This is a genomic window from Streptomyces sp. NPDC050211 (genome assembly GCF_040656035.1).
Classification (GTDB): Bacteria; Actinomycetota; Actinomycetes; order Streptomycetales; family Streptomycetaceae; genus Streptomyces.
This window is the reverse complement of record NZ_JBFALC010000089.1, coordinates 1-15,432: the sequence shown is the minus strand read 5'-3', so window position 1 is coordinate 15,432 and position 15,432 is coordinate 1. Positions and strand designations below refer to the sequence as shown.

General features: G+C 70.9%; 16 protein-coding genes and 1 pseudogene. 7 read left to right on the top strand and 10 right to left on the bottom strand.

From position 1 onward, the window contains the following. Positions 1-36: 36 nt before the first annotated feature. Positions 37-1,035, bottom strand: a complete 999-nt coding sequence (locus AB0I98_RS44740) for a zf-HC2 domain-containing protein (protein ID WP_362951829.1) — start codon at positions 1,033-1,035, stop codon at positions 37-39. Continuing rightward, complete coding sequence (sigE, locus tag AB0I98_RS44735) at positions 1,032-1,733, bottom strand: RNA polymerase sigma factor SigE (RefSeq protein WP_210577209.1); 702 nt, start codon at positions 1,731-1,733, stop codon at positions 1,032-1,034. The genes AB0I98_RS44740 and sigE overlap by 4 nt, the downstream gene beginning before the upstream one ends. A 235-nt stretch (positions 1,734-1,968) precedes the next feature. Here sigE and AB0I98_RS44730 point away from each other — a divergent pair, with 235 nt between their 5' ends. Then, complete coding sequence (locus AB0I98_RS44730) at positions 1,969-2,667, top strand: O-methyltransferase (RefSeq protein WP_328371948.1); 699 nt, start codon at positions 1,969-1,971, stop codon at positions 2,665-2,667. 99 nt (positions 2,668-2,766) lie between these two features. On the opposite strand, the gene AB0I98_RS44725 is transcribed toward AB0I98_RS44730, so the two are convergent. Then, positions 2,767-2,934, bottom strand: coding sequence for a DUF3117 domain-containing protein (locus tag AB0I98_RS44725; RefSeq protein ID WP_003966491.1), 168 nt, complete (start codon positions 2,932-2,934; stop codon positions 2,767-2,769). 381 nt (positions 2,935-3,315) lie between these two features. On the opposite strand from AB0I98_RS44725, the gene AB0I98_RS44720 reads away from it, so the two are divergent. Beyond that, positions 3,316-4,119 carry an enoyl-CoA hydratase-related protein gene (locus tag AB0I98_RS44720; RefSeq protein WP_362951828.1) on the top strand — a complete coding sequence of 268 codons (804 nt, stop codon included), beginning with the start codon at positions 3,316-3,318 and terminating at the stop codon, positions 4,117-4,119. A gap of 69 nt (positions 4,120-4,188) precedes the next feature. Here the strand turns inward: AB0I98_RS44720 and AB0I98_RS44715 are convergent, their stop codons facing one another. Together AB0I98_RS44715 and AB0I98_RS44710 are read right to left on the bottom strand one after the other, a co-directional pair. Further along, on the bottom strand, positions 4,189-4,782 hold the full coding sequence (locus tag AB0I98_RS44715) for a DNA-3-methyladenine glycosylase I (RefSeq protein WP_362951827.1): 594 nt from the start codon (positions 4,780-4,782) through the stop codon (positions 4,189-4,191). Further along, positions 4,779-5,126: a DivIVA domain-containing protein gene (locus AB0I98_RS44710; RefSeq protein WP_362951826.1), complete on the bottom strand. Its 348-nt coding sequence runs from the start codon at positions 5,124-5,126 to the stop codon at positions 4,779-4,781. The genes AB0I98_RS44715 and AB0I98_RS44710 overlap by 4 nt, the downstream gene beginning before the upstream one ends. A gap of 139 nt (positions 5,127-5,265) precedes the next feature. On the opposite strand from AB0I98_RS44710, the gene folP reads away from it, so the two are divergent. Next, entirely contained in the window at positions 5,266-6,126 is an 861-nt protein-coding gene (folP, locus tag AB0I98_RS44705) for a dihydropteroate synthase (RefSeq protein ID WP_362951825.1), read from the top strand. 119 nt (positions 6,127-6,245) lie between these two features. Here folP and AB0I98_RS44700 read toward each other — a convergent pair whose 3' ends face one another. Together AB0I98_RS44700 and dapE are read right to left on the bottom strand one after the other, a co-directional pair. Beyond that, positions 6,246-7,004: a TIGR00730 family Rossman fold protein gene (locus AB0I98_RS44700; RefSeq protein ID WP_362951824.1), complete on the bottom strand. Its 759-nt coding sequence runs from the start codon at positions 7,002-7,004 to the stop codon at positions 6,246-6,248. A 100-nt stretch (positions 7,005-7,104) separates the two neighbouring features. Further along, a complete protein-coding gene (gene dapE, locus AB0I98_RS44695; RefSeq protein WP_362951823.1) occupies positions 7,105-8,184 on the bottom strand; it encodes a succinyl-diaminopimelate desuccinylase in 1,080 nt (359 codons plus the stop codon). 84 nt (positions 8,185-8,268) lie between these two features. Here dapE and AB0I98_RS44690 point away from each other — a divergent pair, with 84 nt between their 5' ends. Continuing rightward, positions 8,269-9,258, top strand: coding sequence for a heavy metal transporter (locus tag AB0I98_RS44690; RefSeq protein ID WP_362951822.1), 990 nt, complete (start codon positions 8,269-8,271; stop codon positions 9,256-9,258). Between the two features lie 353 nt (positions 9,259-9,611). After that, entirely contained in the window at positions 9,612-10,061 is a 450-nt protein-coding gene (locus AB0I98_RS44685) for an ATP-binding protein (RefSeq protein WP_210577201.1), read from the top strand. A gap of 174 nt (positions 10,062-10,235) precedes the next feature. On the opposite strand, the gene AB0I98_RS44680 is transcribed toward AB0I98_RS44685, so the two are convergent. Next, complete coding sequence (locus AB0I98_RS44680) at positions 10,236-11,330, bottom strand: bifunctional succinyldiaminopimelate transaminase/glutamate-prephenate aminotransferase (RefSeq protein ID WP_362951821.1); 1,095 nt, start codon at positions 11,328-11,330, stop codon at positions 10,236-10,238. A gap of 119 nt (positions 11,331-11,449) precedes the next feature. Further along, positions 11,450-11,776, bottom strand: a complete 327-nt coding sequence (gene fdxA, locus AB0I98_RS44675; protein WP_362951820.1) for a ferredoxin — start codon at positions 11,774-11,776, stop codon at positions 11,450-11,452. Positions 11,777-11,916: 140 nt separating this feature from the next. Here fdxA and AB0I98_RS44670 point away from each other — a divergent pair, with 140 nt between their 5' ends. After that, entirely contained in the window at positions 11,917-12,966 is a 1,050-nt protein-coding gene (locus AB0I98_RS44670; RefSeq protein WP_362951819.1) for a GNAT family N-acetyltransferase, read from the top strand. 17 nt (positions 12,967-12,983) lie between these two features. Beyond that, on the top strand, positions 12,984-13,835 hold the full coding sequence (locus AB0I98_RS44665; RefSeq protein WP_362951818.1) for a transglutaminase-like domain-containing protein: 852 nt from the start codon (positions 12,984-12,986) through the stop codon (positions 13,833-13,835). A 239-nt stretch (positions 13,836-14,074) separates the two neighbouring features. Here the strand turns inward: AB0I98_RS44665 and AB0I98_RS44660 are convergent. After that, a pseudogene (locus AB0I98_RS44660) lies at positions 14,075-15,432 on the bottom strand (hypothetical protein); the annotation flags it as partial.

Here is a 15,432-nt window from a genome sequence, read left to right as displayed (position 1 = left end):
TCAACCAGGTTCACGCGCCGTGGCGCAGAGGTCGGGTCAGTGGCCCGTGCCGGGGGAGCCGGACGGGGCTGTGGGGGACGAGGTCGTGTCGGGCACGGGCGCGGCGAACAGGCCGGGGTGCGTGATCTCCGGGTCGGTGGACCACGAGGTGAGGGTGAGCGGCGGGGTGGAGCTGAGCGGACGTATCAGCGGAGACATGGCGGCCGCACCGGCGACCACCGGCGTGGTCAGCGGATGCGCCGCGGCCTGCTGGACGTGTCCGCCGCCGGGGGCCGGTACGCCGGGCAGCAGTGGCGCCGAGACGGCGGTCGGGGCGACCGGGGTCTGACCGAACGGCGTCTGCTGGCCGCCCTGGGCGAGCAGTGGGCCGACGCCGGCACCCCGGCGGCGCTGGTTCTCGGGTGCCGTAGCGGCTCCTGAGCCCTGTGTTCGCATCGGGGTCACATTGCTGCCGCCGGAGCCGTCCCGCGCGGCGTTCGTGGTCTCGCCGGTGCCGGCGGTGACCCCGCCGAGCGCGATCGCGGCCAGCGACACCGCCCCGGCCGCGACGAACGCGAACCGCATGCCGCGCGAGGCCGACCGCTCGGCCTCATGACGGCTGACGTCATGTATACGGAAGCCACGGCCCGCCGACGGAAGCATGGAGTCATGGGCGCGGGCGGGGACGTAGCCGAACTCGAAGCGCTCGCTCCGCTTCATCCCGAAGACGCCGGCGGCCGCGGGCCGTCCGGAGAGTCCGTCACCGAACCCGTCCAGCGGAGAGCCACCGTCGTCGCCGTCACCTCCCCCCGGCAGCCCCTGGAGGCGGGCCAGGAAGCTCTCGGAAGGGGGCGGCGGGGCCGCTTCCGCGAAGACGTTCTTCAGACGGCGCTGCGCGTCGGCCTCTGCCTTGCACTTCGCGCAGGTGGCCAGATGCGCGAGCACACGCTCGCGCGCCTCATGACCGAGCTCGCCGTCGACCAGCGCGGCGAGTCGGTCTCCCAGGTGCTGTTCTGCCAGATGCCCCTCTGCGGGTTTGGGCCGTGATCCACTCACGCGGACGCGCCCCCTCCCCCCAGTACGGGGACACGGGCCGCGAAGGAGCGGCGCTCGGCCCGGGCCTCGGGCGACCGGTGCGCCAGAGCCTTGCGCAGCTGCGAGCGGCCGCGGTGAATACGCGACCGGACCGTGCCGAGCTTGACCCCGAGGGTCGCGGCGATCTCCTCGTACGACAGGCCTTCGATGTCGCACAGGACGACCGCGGCGCGGAACTCGGGCGCCAGGGTGTCGAGGGCCTGCTGGACGTCCGCGTCGAAGTGCGCGTCGTTGAAGATCTGCTGCGGGTTGGGCTCGCGGCTGGGCAGGCGCTCCGCCGCGTCGTCGCCGAGCGCGTCGAAACGGATGCGCTGCTTGCGGCGGACCATGTCCAGGAACAGGTTTGTGGTGATGCGGTGCAGCCAGCCCTCGAAGGTGCCCGGCGTATAGGTCGACAGGGAGCGGAAGACGCGGACGAAGACCTCCTGGGTGAGGTCCTCGGCGTCGTGCTGGTTGCCGGTGAGGCGGTAGGCCAGGCGGTAGACCCGGCCGCTGTGGGTGCTGACGATCTCCTCCCAGGTGGGCGGAGTCCACGCCTGCCCGTCCGCGTCGCTGGAGAAGGTCGCGGTCTGGGCGTAGTCGCCGGCGTGGCGGTGGTCAGCAGCGGTGTCGTTCACGGATTTCGGCTTGCCTGCCGATCCGAGGAAGCGCCGCAGCACTCCTCCCCGATCCCCAGGCGCAGCCGCACCTCCCCTGTCGGCTCTGGTGGTGTCCAGTGGAGCCCCTACCATAGCCACCTCGCCCGTTAGCTCCGGATAAGCGGTTTTACGAGAAATTGATCTGGGCTGATACGGCTCATGCGGCTGCGTCAGCACTTGCTCGCCGTCCCGCATCTCTTCGTGATCCATCCGTGTCCCCCGCTCTTGTCTCCCACCCCCTTAAACGCCCGGTCCCATCTGCGGGTTCCCGGGCGCAACGGATACAGTCGCGCCCAGGCACACACGGGGACAGGAGAGGGTCATTACCGGCAACCGGCAGACGAGCTGGGCGTTCGCCGACGCCTATCTCGCCGAGGACGAAGCCCTGCGCTGGGCCCGTGACCGGGCCCGCGAGGCGGGGCTGCGCTCGGTGTCGCCCGGCGCGGGCGCCGCGCTGCGGATGCTCGCCGCCACCGTGGACGCCAAGGCGGTCGCGGAGATCGGTACCGGCACCGGCGTCTCCGGGATCCATCTGCTGCACGGTATGCGGCCGGACGGCGTGCTGACCACCGTCGACCCCGAGCCGGAACACCAGCAGTTCGCCCGCCAGGCCTTCCGCGCCTCCGGCTTCGCCAGCAACCGGGCCCGCTTCATCCCCGGCCGCGCCCTCGACGTCTTGCCCCGTCTCGCCGATGTCGGCTACGACCTCGTCTTCTGCGACGGTGACCGGCAGGAGGTCATGGACTACCTCGCTGAATCGTTGCGCCTGCTGCGCCCCGGTGGCCTGGTCGTCTTCGAGGGCGTCTTCGCCAACGGCCGGACGGTGGACTCCGGGCCGCAGCCGACCGAGGTGCTGCGGCTGCGGGAGCTGCTGCGCGCGGTGCGCGAGAGCCAGGAGCTGGTGCCGTCGCTGCTGCCGGTGGGCGACGGGCTGCTCTGCGCGGTCAAGCGCTGACCCGACCTCCCGGTCCGGCCCTGAGGGCCGTACGGCAAACAGCCGCCCCGGCATCTCATACGATGCCGGGGCGGCTGAAAGGGTATGGTCGCTTGCGCCTCAGCCGACGACCTTCTTGAGGGCATCGCCCAGCGCGTCGGCCTCGTCAGGGGTCAGCTCGACGACGAGCCGACCGCCGCCTTCGAGCGGAACGCGCATGACGATGCCCCGCCCCTCCTTGGTCACCTCGAGCGGGCCATCGCCCGTCCGCGGCTTCATGGCCGCCATGCTCGTTCCCCTTCCTGAAACCAGCTCATCGTCAAAGCCGACGGCCCTGGAGGGCATGCGCGGGCCTGCCCAAAGGGCACAGGACACGCGACACCGGCATCGAACACATTGCTTCCAAGCCATTATCCCGCATCTCAGGACCCGATGACCAACATCAGTCGGCATCGCTTGGGCAACGCGCGCGAGCAAAACCACTCAATTCGGCGATGTGACTGCGATACTGCGCCGCCGCTCGCACCGCCGCCGCACGAATCGTGTCATGAATTCTTTGACGCAGGTCACACGTCCGTTCCGGTCCGTCTTCGATGATCTACGCCATGCTGTCCTCAGACAGGGACGTACCGACGAGTACGCCGGAGCCGCATACCGGAGGGGACAGCCATGGCCGACACCGTGCTCTACGAGGTCAGCGACGGGCTCGCGACGATCACCCTGAACCGCCCCGAGGCGATGAACGCGCTGAACATCGCGACGAAGGTCGCGCTGCGCGACGCGGTGCTGGCGGCCGCCGCCGACGACGCCGTACGGGCCGTGCTGCTGACCTCCGCCGGTGACCGGGCGTTCTGCGTGGGCCAGGACCTCAAGGAGCACATCGGCCTGCTGGCGGCCGACCGGGAGACCGGCTCGCGGCAGACCATGACGACGGTGCGGGAGCACTACAACCCCATCGCGCGGGCGCTGACGGAGATGCGCAAGCCGGTGGTGGCCGGGGTGAACGGCGTCGCGGCGGGGGCCGGGTTCGGGTTCGCGCTGGCCGCGGACTATCGGGTCGTGGCCGATTCGGCTGCCTTCAATACGTCGTTCGCGGGCGTCGCGCTTACTGCGGACTCCGGGATCTCGTGGACGCTGCCGCGTGTCGTCGGGCCCGGGCGGGCCGCCGATCTGCTCCTTTTCCCGCGGAGCATCAAGGCACAGGAGGCGTACGAGCTGGGGATCGCCAACCGGGTCGTGCCGAGCGCTGAGCTGCGGGCGGAGGCCGAGAAGACGGCTCGGGCGTTGGCGGCTGGGCCGACGGTGGCTTACGCGGCGATCAAGGAAGCGGTGGCCTTCGGCATGTCGCACTCTCTTGCCGAGACGTTGGAGAAGGAGGACGAGTTGCAGACGCGGGCGGGGTCTTCTGAGGACCATGCGATCGCTGTGCAGGCCTTTGTCAACAAGGAGCAGCCGAAGTATTTGGGCCGGTAGAGCTCGGGGCAGTAGCGCCGTCGGGGGCTGCGGGGCCGTGGGGGCTGGTCGCGCAGTTCCCCGCGCCCCTTACGGGGCGCTTCTCGCCACGCAGGATTCCAAGTGGTCGTCTACCAGGCCGCATGCCTGCATCAGGGCGTAGGCCGTTGTCGGGCCTACGAAGCGCAGGCCCCGTTTCTTCAGTGCCTTTGACAGGGCCGTCGACTCCGGAGTGACCAGTGGGACGTCGGACAACGTCTTCGGGGCCGGGCGGGTCGTCGGGTCCGGGGCGTGGGACCAGATGAGGGTGTCCAGGTCGCCCGGGGACCAGTCGGCGAGCACGCGGGCGTTGGACAGCGTCGCTTCGATCTTGGCGCGGTTGCGGATGATGCCGGGGTCGGTGAGGAGGCGGTCCCGGTCGGTGTCCGTGAAGGTGGCGACCTTGGCGATCTCGAAGCCGGCGAAGGCGGAGCGGAAGCCGGGGCGGCGGCGCAGGATGGTGATCCAGGACAGGCCGGACTGGAAGGCCTCCAGGCTGAGGCGTTCGAAGAGGGCGTCGTCGCCGTGGACCGGGCGGCCCCACTCCTCGTCGTGATACGTCACGTAGTCCGGCGTGGACAGGGCCCAGGGGCAGCGCAGGGCGCCGTCCGGGCCGGCGACGGCCTCGCCCTCGCCCTCGCTCACTGCTGGTCCCCCTCGGTGTGCTTGTCCATGGAGTGGCGGGCGGCCTGCGCACCGGCCAGTGCGGACTCCAGGTCGGCGATACGGGCGTCGCGCTCGGCCAGCTCCGCGCCGAGGCGGCTGAGGGCGTCGTCCACGTCGGCCATGCGGTAGCCACGGGCGGCGAGCGGGAAGCGGAGGCCCTCCACGTCGCCGCGGCTGACGGGGCGGTCCAGCGGCAGCGGGTCCTGGAGGCGCTCGGGGGCGACCTCGGGCAGCGGGCCGTTCTCGCCGCCGCCCAGCACGGCGAGGGTCACCGCGGCGACGACCACGGCGAGCGCGACGACCAGGAACAAGAACATAACCATCGCTGTGGGTCCCCCACGAGATCGGTCGGATGTGTCGGGTGTGTCAAGGTCCGATCGTGCCATGCGAGTCTGACAGTTAGGGTCGCAGGCGGCCTAAGGCCTGGATGTACCAGGGAAGTACTAAGAGAGGTCACAGGGGATGCTCAGGCTGGGCAGGCGGGAATTCGGGCCGCACGAGCCGGTGATCATGGCGATCGTGAACCGGACCCCGGACTCCTTCTACGACCAGGGGGCCACCTTCCGTGACGAGCCCGCCCTCGCGCGCGTGGAGCAGGCGGTGTCAGAGGGTGCTGCGATCATCGACATCGGCGGGGTCAAGGCGGGGCCGGGCGAAGAGGTGTCGGCCGAGGAGGAGGCGCGGCGGACGGTCGGCTTCGTGGCTGAGGTGCGGCGGCGCTTCCCGGACGTGATCATCAGCGTGGACACGTGGCGGCATGACGTCGGGGAGGCGGTGTGCGAGGCCGGGGCGGATGTGCTGAACGACGCGTGGGGCGGGGTCGATCCGCGGCTTGCGGAGGTTGCGGCGCGGTATCGGGTGGGGCTGGTGTGTACGCATGCGGGTGGGGCTCAGCCGCGGACCCGGCCGCATCGGGTGACGTACGACGATGTCATGGCCGACATTCTGCGGGTGACCGTGGGGCTGGCTGAGCGGGCGGTGTCGCTGGGGGTGCCTCGGGAGTCGGTGATGATCGATCCTGGGCATGACTTCGGGAAGAACACGCGGCACAGTCTTGAGGCGACGCGGCGGCTTGGGGAGATGGTCGGGACGGGGTGGCCGGTGTTGGTGTCCTTGTCCAACAAGGACTTTGTGGGGGAGACGTTGGATCGGCCCGTGAAGGAGCGGGTGGTGGGGACGTTGGCGACGACCGCGGTGTCCGCTTGGCTCGGGGCGCAGGTGTATCGGGTGCATGAGGTTGGCGAGACGCGGCAGGTGCTGGACATGGTTGCGTCGATTGCTGGGCATCGGGCTCCGGCTGTTGCCCGGCGGGGGCTGGCGTAGGGATTTTTCGCCCCCGCCGCCCCTACCCGTCCCATCCTGAAGGGGCTCCGCCCCTTCGACCCCGGTTCGGGGGCCAGCCCCCGGACCCCCGCTCCTCAAACGCCGGAGGGGCTATACGGCTACCGCCCCGCCTCCTTCGACACCAACGCCACTGCCTCGTCCACGTCGTCCGTCACGTGGAACAGCATGAGGTCCTTCTCAGACGCCTTGCCCTGGGCGATCAGGGTGTTCCTGAGCCAGTCGATGAGGCCGCCCCAGTAGGCGCTGCCGAAGAGGACGATGGGGAAGCGGGTGACCTTCTGGGTCTGGACGAGGGTGAGGGCCTCGAAGAGTTCGTCGAGGGTGCCGAGGCCTCCGGGGAGGACCACGAAGCCCTGGGCGTACTTGACGAACATCATCTTCCGGACGAAGAAGTAGCGGAAGTTGAGGCCGATGTCGACGTAGGGGTTGAGGCCCTGTTCGAAGGGGAGCTCGATGCCCAGGCCGACGGAGATGCCCTTGGCCTCGCAGGCGCCCTTGTTGGCTGCCTCCATGGCGCCGGGGCCGCCGCCCGTGATCACTGCCCAGCCGGCTTCGACCAGGCCGCGGCCCAGGCGGACGCCCGCGTCGTACTCCGGTGAGTCCACCGGCGTACGGGCGGAGCCGAAGACGCTGATCGCGGGCGGGAGTTCGGCGAGGGTGCCGAAGCCTTCGATGAACTCCGACTGGATGCGCAGGACGCGCCAGGGGTCGGTGTGGACCCAGTCCGAGGGGCCGCCGGCGTCCAGCAGCCGCTGGTCGGTCGTGCTCGCCGTGACCTGACTCCGCCGTCGGAGGACCGGTCCCAGGCGCTGCTCCTCCGGTGGCTGCTTCTTGCCCTCGGGGTTCCCGGTAGCCATGTGCGCTCCCTCCGCTTGCGGTCTTTCCACCTCAGCGTAGATCCAGGCTGGTTACGGACGGGGGACATCGGCATGTCCGCCGCCCGCATCCGCCGCGTCGTCACGCCGTCAGCCAGGCCTTCAGACGCTTCTCCCCCGCCAGGATCTTCGCCGTCTCCACGCGCTCGTCACGCTTGTGGGCCAAGTGCGGGTTCCCCGGGCCGTAGTTCACCGCCGGGACGCCCAGCGCGCTGAAACGGGAGACGTCCGTCCAGCCGTACTTGGGCATCGGGGTGCCGCCGACCGCCTCGATGAAGGCCGCGGCCGCCGGGTGGGACAGGCCGGGGAGGGCGCCGCCGCTGTGGTCGTCCACCACGAATTCGGTCACCCCGCAGTCCGCGAAGACCTCGTGGACGTGGGCGATCGCCTCCTCTTCCGTACGGTCCGGTGCGTAGCGGAAGTTGACGGTGACGACGCATTCGTCCGGAATGACGTTTCCGGCGACGCCGCCCGAGATGCCGACCGCGTTCAGGCCCTCGCGGTACTCCAGGCCGTCGATCACCGGGTAGCGCGGCTCGTAGGCCGCAAGACGCGCCAGGATGGAGGCCGCCGCGTGGATCGCGTTCGAGCCCATCCAGCTGCGCGCGGAGTGGGAACGCTCGCCGCTCGTCTTGAGCAGCATCCGCAGGGTGCCCTGGCAGCCGCCCTCGACCTGCCCGTCCGACGGCTCAAGCAGCACCGCGAAGTCGCCCTCCAGCCAATCGGGGCGCGCCTCGGCCACGTGCTTGAGGCCGTTGAGCTCCGCCGCCACCTCTTCGTTGTCGTAGAAGACGAAGGTCAGGTCACGGTTCGGCGCGGGGACGGTGGCCGCGATGCGCAGCTGGACCGCGACGCCCGACTTCATGTCACAGGTGCCGCAGCCCCACAGGACGCCGTCCTCGTCGAGCCGCGACGGCACGTTGTCGGCGATCGGCACCGTGTCGATGTGGCCGGCGAGGATCACGCGCTCGGCGTGGCCCAGGTTCGTACGGGCGACGACGTTGTTGCCGTACCGCTCGACCATCAGGTGCGGCAGGGCGCGCAGGGCGGTCTCGATCGCGTCGGCGAGGGGCTTCTCGGTGCCGCTCTCCGAGGGGAAGTCCACGAGCTGCGCGGTCAGCCGCGCGGCGTCCAACGTGAGGTCAAGCGGGGTATCGGCCATGGAGTCGACCCTAACGCGCCAGGCGTTCTGCCCACTTTCCCCACCCGGCCCATACCCCTCAGTAACCTCGGCTACCTTGTAGGAATGCCAGCGCCATCCCCTACTCGACGACGCCGCGGCCGCCTCTTCCGTTTCGGGGCGGCCTTCGTGGTCCTGCTGTCCGTCGCCGGTTATCTCGTGATGCAGTACATCACCGGCGGCACCGGCACACCGGGTTGCAAGGTGGTGTCGGACCAGGGCGAAGGGACGGCGTACGAGTTCACGCCCGAGCAGGCGGTGAACGCGGCGACGATCACCGCCGTCGGCACCGCGCGCGGCCTGCCCGAGCGGGCGGTGGCGATCGCGCTGGCGACCGCGATCCAGGAATCGGCGCTGCGCAACATCGACCACGGCGACCGGGACTCGCTCGGCCTGTTCCAACAGCGGCCCTCGCAGGGCTGGGGCACGCAGAAGCAGGTCATGGACCCGACGTACGCGGCGGGCATCTTCTACGAGCATCTGGTCAAGGTCCCCGGCTACACCCGCCTCCCGCTCACCGTGGCCGCGCAGCGCGTGCAGCGCAGCGGCTTTCCGGAGGCCTACGCCAAGCACGAGCCGGACGCCGTGCTGCTCGCCGCCGCTCTCACCGGACGCTCGGCGGCCACCCTGACCTGTGCGGGACGCCCGGGTGCCACCACCGCGGAAGGGACCGAGGCGGTACGGTCCGCGCTCGCCCGGGACTTCGGGCGCGACGGGCTGGAGCCGGCCGGCGCGGTGGTGAGCGACGCGGCGTCGTCGACGCCCACGCCCTCCCCGGGCGTCGAGAGCAACGGACGGACCCTGACCCTGCCCGTGACCGACGACTCCGACGGCGGCACCAAGCGCAGCCTGACGCAGCGCGGCTGGCAGCTGGCGCACTGGGCCGTGGCCAACGCCTCCGACCTGCATATCGAACGCGTCTCCTACGCCGGGCGGGTGTGGACCGCCGGGAACACGGACAGCCGGTGGCGGCCGGCGGTCGGCGCGGGCGCCGCCGGTGCGGAGAAGGGCACGGCGGACACGGCCAACTCGGTGCGAGTCGTGACCGCGCAGTAGTACGGAAGGTCGCCCGCGGGAGTTATGCGCGGCACGCGCGGGCGACGGTGTGCTCAGGTTTTCGCGCCGTCACCCCCCTATACGCCAAATCCCTTGAGGGCAAAGGGCTGTAAGGATTCGGCAGAGTTTCGAGCGGGGCACCGTTTGCCCGTTTTTATCCGCAGCCGATAATGCGACGCATTGCCAACTCTTTACGTTGGCCCGCCGCAACCTTCGCGGGCTTCGAGCGGTAGTCACTGCGTCCGAGCCCGCTCGGTCAACCACCGCAGGCCGACGGCCAGTCGGTCGCGGAGGGGGATCAACTGCCGGGCAAGGTCGGACACTCCAACGTTCTCTCCCGTCAAAGGAGCATTATGTCCCTCCCCCTGACCCGCCGGATCGCCCGTACCGCGCTGCTCGTCGCAGCGGGAGCGGCAGCCGGGGTCGGTGCGGCCGGCTCCGCCAGCGCGGCCCCCGAACTGCCGGCCACCCCGAACCTCGGCGGGCTGACCGCCCTGGACGGGGCGAGCGTCGGCGACAGCGTCGACGGTGCGGCGCAGCACGTCACCGGGCTCGCGGGTGAAGCCGGCAGCAACGCGGTCAAGAACGCGGTGCCGGCCGCGGGCAAGACCGGCGGCAAGGCGGTCAAGAAGGCGACGCCGGCGGCGCAGAAGACCGCCGGGGACGCGGCCGGTTCTGCCGGGGCCCTTCTCGGTGACGCGACCGCCGCGGCGGCGGACAGTGGCGTGTCGACGGGGTCCCTCACGCAGGGCGGGCTGCCGGCTGCGCCGTCCGTGCCTGTGAAGGGTCTGCCGATCGGCTAACCGCCTGGGTTTGGCCGCGACGGGGTCCAGGGACGTTCCTGGGCCCCGTCGCTTTTGCGTGTCTACGTCGGCAGGGGCCGGGGCGTGTTCAGGCGGTGCCCGGCGCTGCAGGCTGTGCCCACCCGTTCCGCCCTGCGGAACGATTGCCCACAGCGGTACCAGCGGTACCAGCGGTCACGCTAGGCGTTCTACCGCCGCCCGCACCCTCTCGTCCGTCGCTGTGAGAGCGACCCGTACGAAGTTCTTGCCTGCCTCGCCGTAGAAGTCGCCCGGTGCGACCAGGATGCCGAGGGTGGCGAGGTGGGCGAGGGTGGCCCAGCAGGACTCGTCTCTGGTGGCCCAGAGGTAGAGGCTGGCCTCGCTGTGTTCGATGCGGAAGCCGTGGGTGAGGAGGGCTGCGCGGAGGGACTCGCGGCGGGCGGCGTAGCGGTCGCGCTGGATGCGGACGTGCTCGTCGTCGGAGAGGGCGGCGATCACGGCGGCCTGGGTGGGCGCCGAGGTCATCATGCCGCCGTGCTTGCGGATCTCCAGGAGGGGGCCGAGGACCTCCGGGTCGCCGGCGAGGAAGGCCGCGCGGTAGCCCGCCAGGTTGGAGCGCTTGGAAAGGGAGTGGACGGCCACGATGCCCTCGTACGAGCCGCCGTTCACGTCCGGGTGCAGGACCGAGACCGGGTCGGCCTCCCAGCCCAGCTCCAGGTAGCACTCGTCGGAGAAGAGCAGGACGCCGTGCTCGCGGGCCCAGGCGACGATCCGGGTCAGTTCGGCCTTCGACAGCACCTTGCCCGTCGGGTTGGAGGGCGAGTTGAGCCAGAGGAGCTTCAGGTTCGTCGGGTCCAGCGTCGTCGGGTCGTCGTACACCTCGTACTCCGCCCTCGCCAGGCGGGCGCCGACCTCGTACGTCGGGTATGCCAGGCGCGGGTAGGCGACCCGGTCGCCGGGACCGAGGCCCAGCTGGGTCGGGAGCCAGGCGACCAGTTCCTTGGAGCCGACGATCGGCAGGACGTGGTGGTGGGTGACCTCGCGGGCGCCCAGCCGGCGCTCCAGCCAGCCGGTGATCGCGTCGCGCAGCTCGGGCGTGCCCCAGACGGTCGGATAGCCCGGGGAGTCGGCCGCGGCGATCAGCGCTTTCTGGATCAGCTCGGGGACCGGGTCGACCGGGGTGCCGACCGACAGGTCGACGATGCCGTCGGGGTGGGCCGCGGCCGTCTTCTTGTACGGCGCGAGCTTGTCCCACGGGAAGGTGGGCAGGCGGTCGGAGACTGCGGACACGGGTTCTGGCTCACTTTCTCGAACGGCGCAAACGCCTCGGTCCCGTACGGCAGCGCGATGATCAAGGCGATCAGGCCGTACGGGACCGAGGCGGCGCGGTGGCGCGGGCCGCTTGCGGATTACTCGGCAGCAGCCTGCGGCGGCAGCGCGGCGATGAAGGGGTGGTCGCGCTCGATCAGGCCCAGCTTGCTTGCGCCGCCGGGGGAGCCGAGCTCGTCGAAGAACTCGACGTTCGCCTTGTAGTAGTCCTTCCACTCCTCCGGAGTGTCGTCCTCGTAGAAGATCGCCTCGACCGGGCAGACCGGCTCACAGGCACCACAGTCGACGCATTCGTCCGGGTGGATGTACAAGGACCGCTGGCCCTCGTAGATGCAGTCGACCGGGCACTCCTCGATGCACGCCTTGTCCTTCAAGTCGACACAAGGCTGCGCGATGACGTAGGTCACGCTGTCGTTCCTCCTCGGTAGGGCGCTGGCGGGCCTCCTCAGGCTCCGCCGCCTGGCGCGCGGGAGCGCGGCGTCGTCGATGCCCGCATCTAGTATCTCCGTTCCTGGGCACGATCCGAACAGGAGGGGTGAACTGACCTGTGGAAATCTCCGCTACCTGGCGCCTTGAGATCCGTATCACCACTGCTGACGTGGGCAAACGTGTCTCGGTGCGGCGCTTGAGGGAGCCTGGAAGCACGCACGAGAAATTCACCGACACGGTGGGTGTTCTCACATCATGGGACGACGGTGTGCTGGTGATCACTCGGCGGGGCGGGGAGTCTGTTCGGATTCCGGAGAGTTCGCTGGTCGCGGGCAAGGTGGTGCCCTCCGCACCCGCCCGTCGGCGTGGTCCCGCCGCCTCGTACGAGGAGCTGGCCAAGGTCGCCGCCCGGGCCTGGCGGCCGGTGGAGAGCGAGCGGCTCGGCGCGTGGGAGCTGCGGGCCGCTTCCGGGTTCACCCGGCGGGCCAACTCCGTGCTGCCGCTCGGCGACCCCGGCCTGCCGCTCGACGAGGCGCTCACGGTCGTACGGCGGTGGTACGGCGACCGTGGGCTGCCCGCGTACATCCAGACCGCGACCGGGGCCGAGGGCACGCAGGAGCTGCTGTGCGCCGAGCTGGAGCGGCGCGGGTGGGCCCGGGAGGTGACGGCCGAGATGTGGATCGGCGGGCTGGCGCCGGTCGCCGACCGGGCGGCGGGGGCCGGGGTCGTGCTGTCCAGGGCCGCCGATGCTCAGTGGCTGGGGCGTTATCAGCGCAAGGGCGTGAGTGACGTGGCGCTGAAGGTGCTGGGAAGCGGGCCGTCGGTGTGGTTCGCGACGGTGCCCGGTGCGGGCGGGGCCGCGCCCGCCGCCATCGGGCGGCTGGTCGTGGACGGGCGGTGGGCCGGGTTCGCCGCCGTCGAGGTGGATCCCGAGCGGCGGCGGGAAGGGCTGGCCACCGAGGTCATGGCCGCGCTGGCCCGGCAGGCCCTCGACGAGGGCGCGTCGGCTGCGTGGCTGCAGGTCGAGGCGGACAATGAGGGGGCGCGGGCGTTGTACGGCGGGATGGGCTTCGGTGCGCATCACTCGTACCACCACTACCGCGAACCGGCCTCGGACGAGGTGGCGACGGACGTGGCGAACGACGCCGGCCGGTACGGATCGCCGTGAGAGGGCACGAGCCAGCTATGCGTCCCCCCTACCCTCCCCCGCCGGAACGGTCCGCCGAGCTGCGGCGGCGGTTCGCCGATGAGGCACGCTCCGAACGGCCCGACCTGTCCACGCTCTGCCTGCTGGTCGGCGCGGAGGCGGACGGGGCGCTGGACGAGGCCGGGATCGATGCGGCGCAGATCGAGCTGGACGAGTTGGCGGGGCGGCTGCCGTTCCGGCCCGGGGGGCCGCGGTCGTGGGCGGTGGCGTTGCGGGAGCTGCTCGGGGACCGGTGCGGGTTTCGCGGCTCCGCCGCGGACTATCGGCGCCTTGAGTCGTCGTTGCTGCATGAGGTGCTTCGGCGGCGGCGTGGGTTGCCGATTCTGCTGTCGGTGGTGTGGATGGAGGTGGCTCGGCGGGCGGGGGCGCATGTGTACGGCGTCGCGTTGCCGGGGCACTTCGTGGTCGGGTTCGGGGACGCGGAGGAGCAGGTGCTGGCCGATCCCTTTGACGGGGGGCGGGTGTTGAGCGCGGGTGACGTCGAGTTGATGGTCGCGGGGGCCACGGGGGCCGCGCTGCATCCGTCGATGTTGGCGCCGGCCGATCCGCTGGAGGTGGTGGTGCGGATCCTCAACAACGTGCGGGCCTGGGCTGCGGCTCGGCCTGAGCGGTCGGATGTGGCGTTGTGGGGGGTGGAGTTGTCGTTGCTGATGCCTTCGCATCCGGCTCGGTTGCGGTATGAGCGGGCGCAGTTGCTGGTGCGGCGGGGGGATTTCGCTGCGGGTGCGGCTGAGTTGGAGGCGTATGCGGAGGTGGTGGGGGCGGTTGATGAGGGTGCGGCTGCGAAGGTGCGGGGGCAGGCGCATGCGGCTCGTGCGATGTTGAACTGAGTGGGCGGGTGCGGGTGCGTGGGGGCTGGTCGCGCCCACGCGGCGGAGCCGCAAATCGATACAGCCCCGCGCCCCTAGGGACGCGGCCCTTGGCCTGCGTTTAGAGCCAGCCTTTCTCCCTTGCGATCCTCACCGCCTCCGCTCTGTTCCGCACCGCCAATTTCTGGATCGCCGTCGCCGGTGGCGGCCGTCCGGAGTGCCGCGTGACAGATGTCGTGTCAGGCGGCACTCCCCGCGGGTCAGCTCGGGTTCGTCTCGATGGTGACGTCCCGGTCGGTCTTGCTCAGCAGGGCCTGGCGCAGGGCGCCGTAGACGTCCTGGGGGGTGACGGGTGTCTTCTCGCCGGTGCCCCGGGTGATCAGCACGCCGTCGAAGGTCTGGCCGTAAAGGTCCTGGAGCGCGTTCAGGTCGGGGCTGTCGACGAGCTTGCCGTTCACGGCCTTCACCCGGAGGAACTTCCACAGGGAGTTCTGCGGGCTGAACTCGATGAAGCGGGCGGCGTCCGTCCGCACGATGACGTTGGCCGACATCGCCGGCGTGGCGAAGGCCTTCATCTCACGGTCGACCTCGGCGTTCGACACCGTCGGCTGCTGGGTCGTGGTCGGCAGCTCGACCGGAGTGGCCTTGCCCGTCTCCACCTGGTCGCGGTACGCCTCCTCGACCGCGTCGGTCGACTGGCCGACGGCGATGCCCTTGCCCGCCTTGCCGTACACGGGGACGGCCTTGCCGGACTGGAACTTGATCGTGCCCTCGGTCACCGAGCCGGCGCCGCCCGCGGCGTCCTCCAGGGCGGCCTTCAGCTTCTCCTCGTCGACCGGCATGACCGGGTCGACGACGCGGTGGTTGCCGAAGAGCGAGCCGATGACGGAGACCGGGTTGTAGTCGCTCCCCGCGGCCGCGCGGACGGTGGCCTGCTCGTCGAACTGGAGGCCCGCCTGGTCCGGCTTGAGCGACACGGTCTTGCCGTCGACGGACAGCTTCAGCGCCTGGTTCGTACGGTCGCCGAAGGCGTCGTCGAGCTTCTTGACGGCGTCGTCGCGCGTGCCGCCGCCGATCTCGACGCCGAGCACGCTCGTGCCCTTGGGTACGTCCGAGTGGTTCATCAGCAGGCCGGCGCCGTAGGCGACACCGGCGACGACGAACACGCCGACGCCGACCAGGGCCAGCTTGTTGCGGCCCTTCTTCTTCCTGGGCGCCGCCGCGGGCGCGGCCTTCTTCTCGTCCGGCTCGGGCAGCTTCGGGGGCGTGTGCGGCAGCGGCCCATCGGGGTGCGTGCCGGGCGCGAACGGGGAGTTCGCGGCGCCGGGCGGCACCACGGGGATGCCGCTGGTGACGGTGTGTCCGGAGACGTTGTCCGGGGCGGGGTAGCCCTGCGGGCCCGGCTCGGGGACGTGCTTCTGCGGGGTGAGGATCGCCGTGTCGTCACTCAGACCGCCGCCGGGGCCTAGTCCTCCGTGGCCGGAACCCGGAGCGCCGATACCGGCCTGGGGGACGCCGTGAGGGGGCGTACCGGGACCGCCGGGACCAGCGGGGCCGCGGGAACCGCCGGGACCGCCAGGGTCACCTGGGCGGACAGCACCTCCGGGGACGGTGACCA

Bases quoted from the DNA above. Each gene is read 5' to 3' on its own strand.
- AB0I98_RS44720 (WP_362951828.1), top strand. From the start codon at position 3,316: ATGGCCGACACCGTGCTCTACGAGGTCAGCGACGGGCTCGCGACGATC.
- AB0I98_RS44665 (WP_362951818.1), top strand. From the start codon at position 12,984: ATGCGTCCCCCCTACCCTCCCCCGCCGGAACGGTCCGCCGAGCTGCGG.
- AB0I98_RS44700 (WP_362951824.1), bottom strand. From the start codon at position 7,004: ATGGCTACCGGGAACCCCGAGGGCAAGAAGCAGCCACCGGAGGAGCAG.
- dapE (WP_362951823.1), bottom strand. From the start codon at position 8,184: ATGGCCGATACCCCGCTTGACCTCACGTTGGACGCCGCGCGGCTGACC.
- folP (WP_362951825.1), top strand. From the start codon at position 5,266: ATGCTCAGGCTGGGCAGGCGGGAATTCGGGCCGCACGAGCCGGTGATC.
- AB0I98_RS44685 (WP_210577201.1), top strand. From the start codon at position 9,612: ATGTCCCTCCCCCTGACCCGCCGGATCGCCCGTACCGCGCTGCTCGTC.
- AB0I98_RS44710 (WP_362951826.1), bottom strand. From the start codon at position 5,126: ATGGTTATGTTCTTGTTCCTGGTCGTCGCGCTCGCCGTGGTCGTCGCC.
- AB0I98_RS44690 (WP_362951822.1), top strand. From the start codon at position 8,269: ATGCCAGCGCCATCCCCTACTCGACGACGCCGCGGCCGCCTCTTCCGT.
- AB0I98_RS44725 (WP_003966491.1), bottom strand. From the start codon at position 2,934: ATGGCGGCCATGAAGCCGCGGACGGGCGATGGCCCGCTCGAGGTGACC.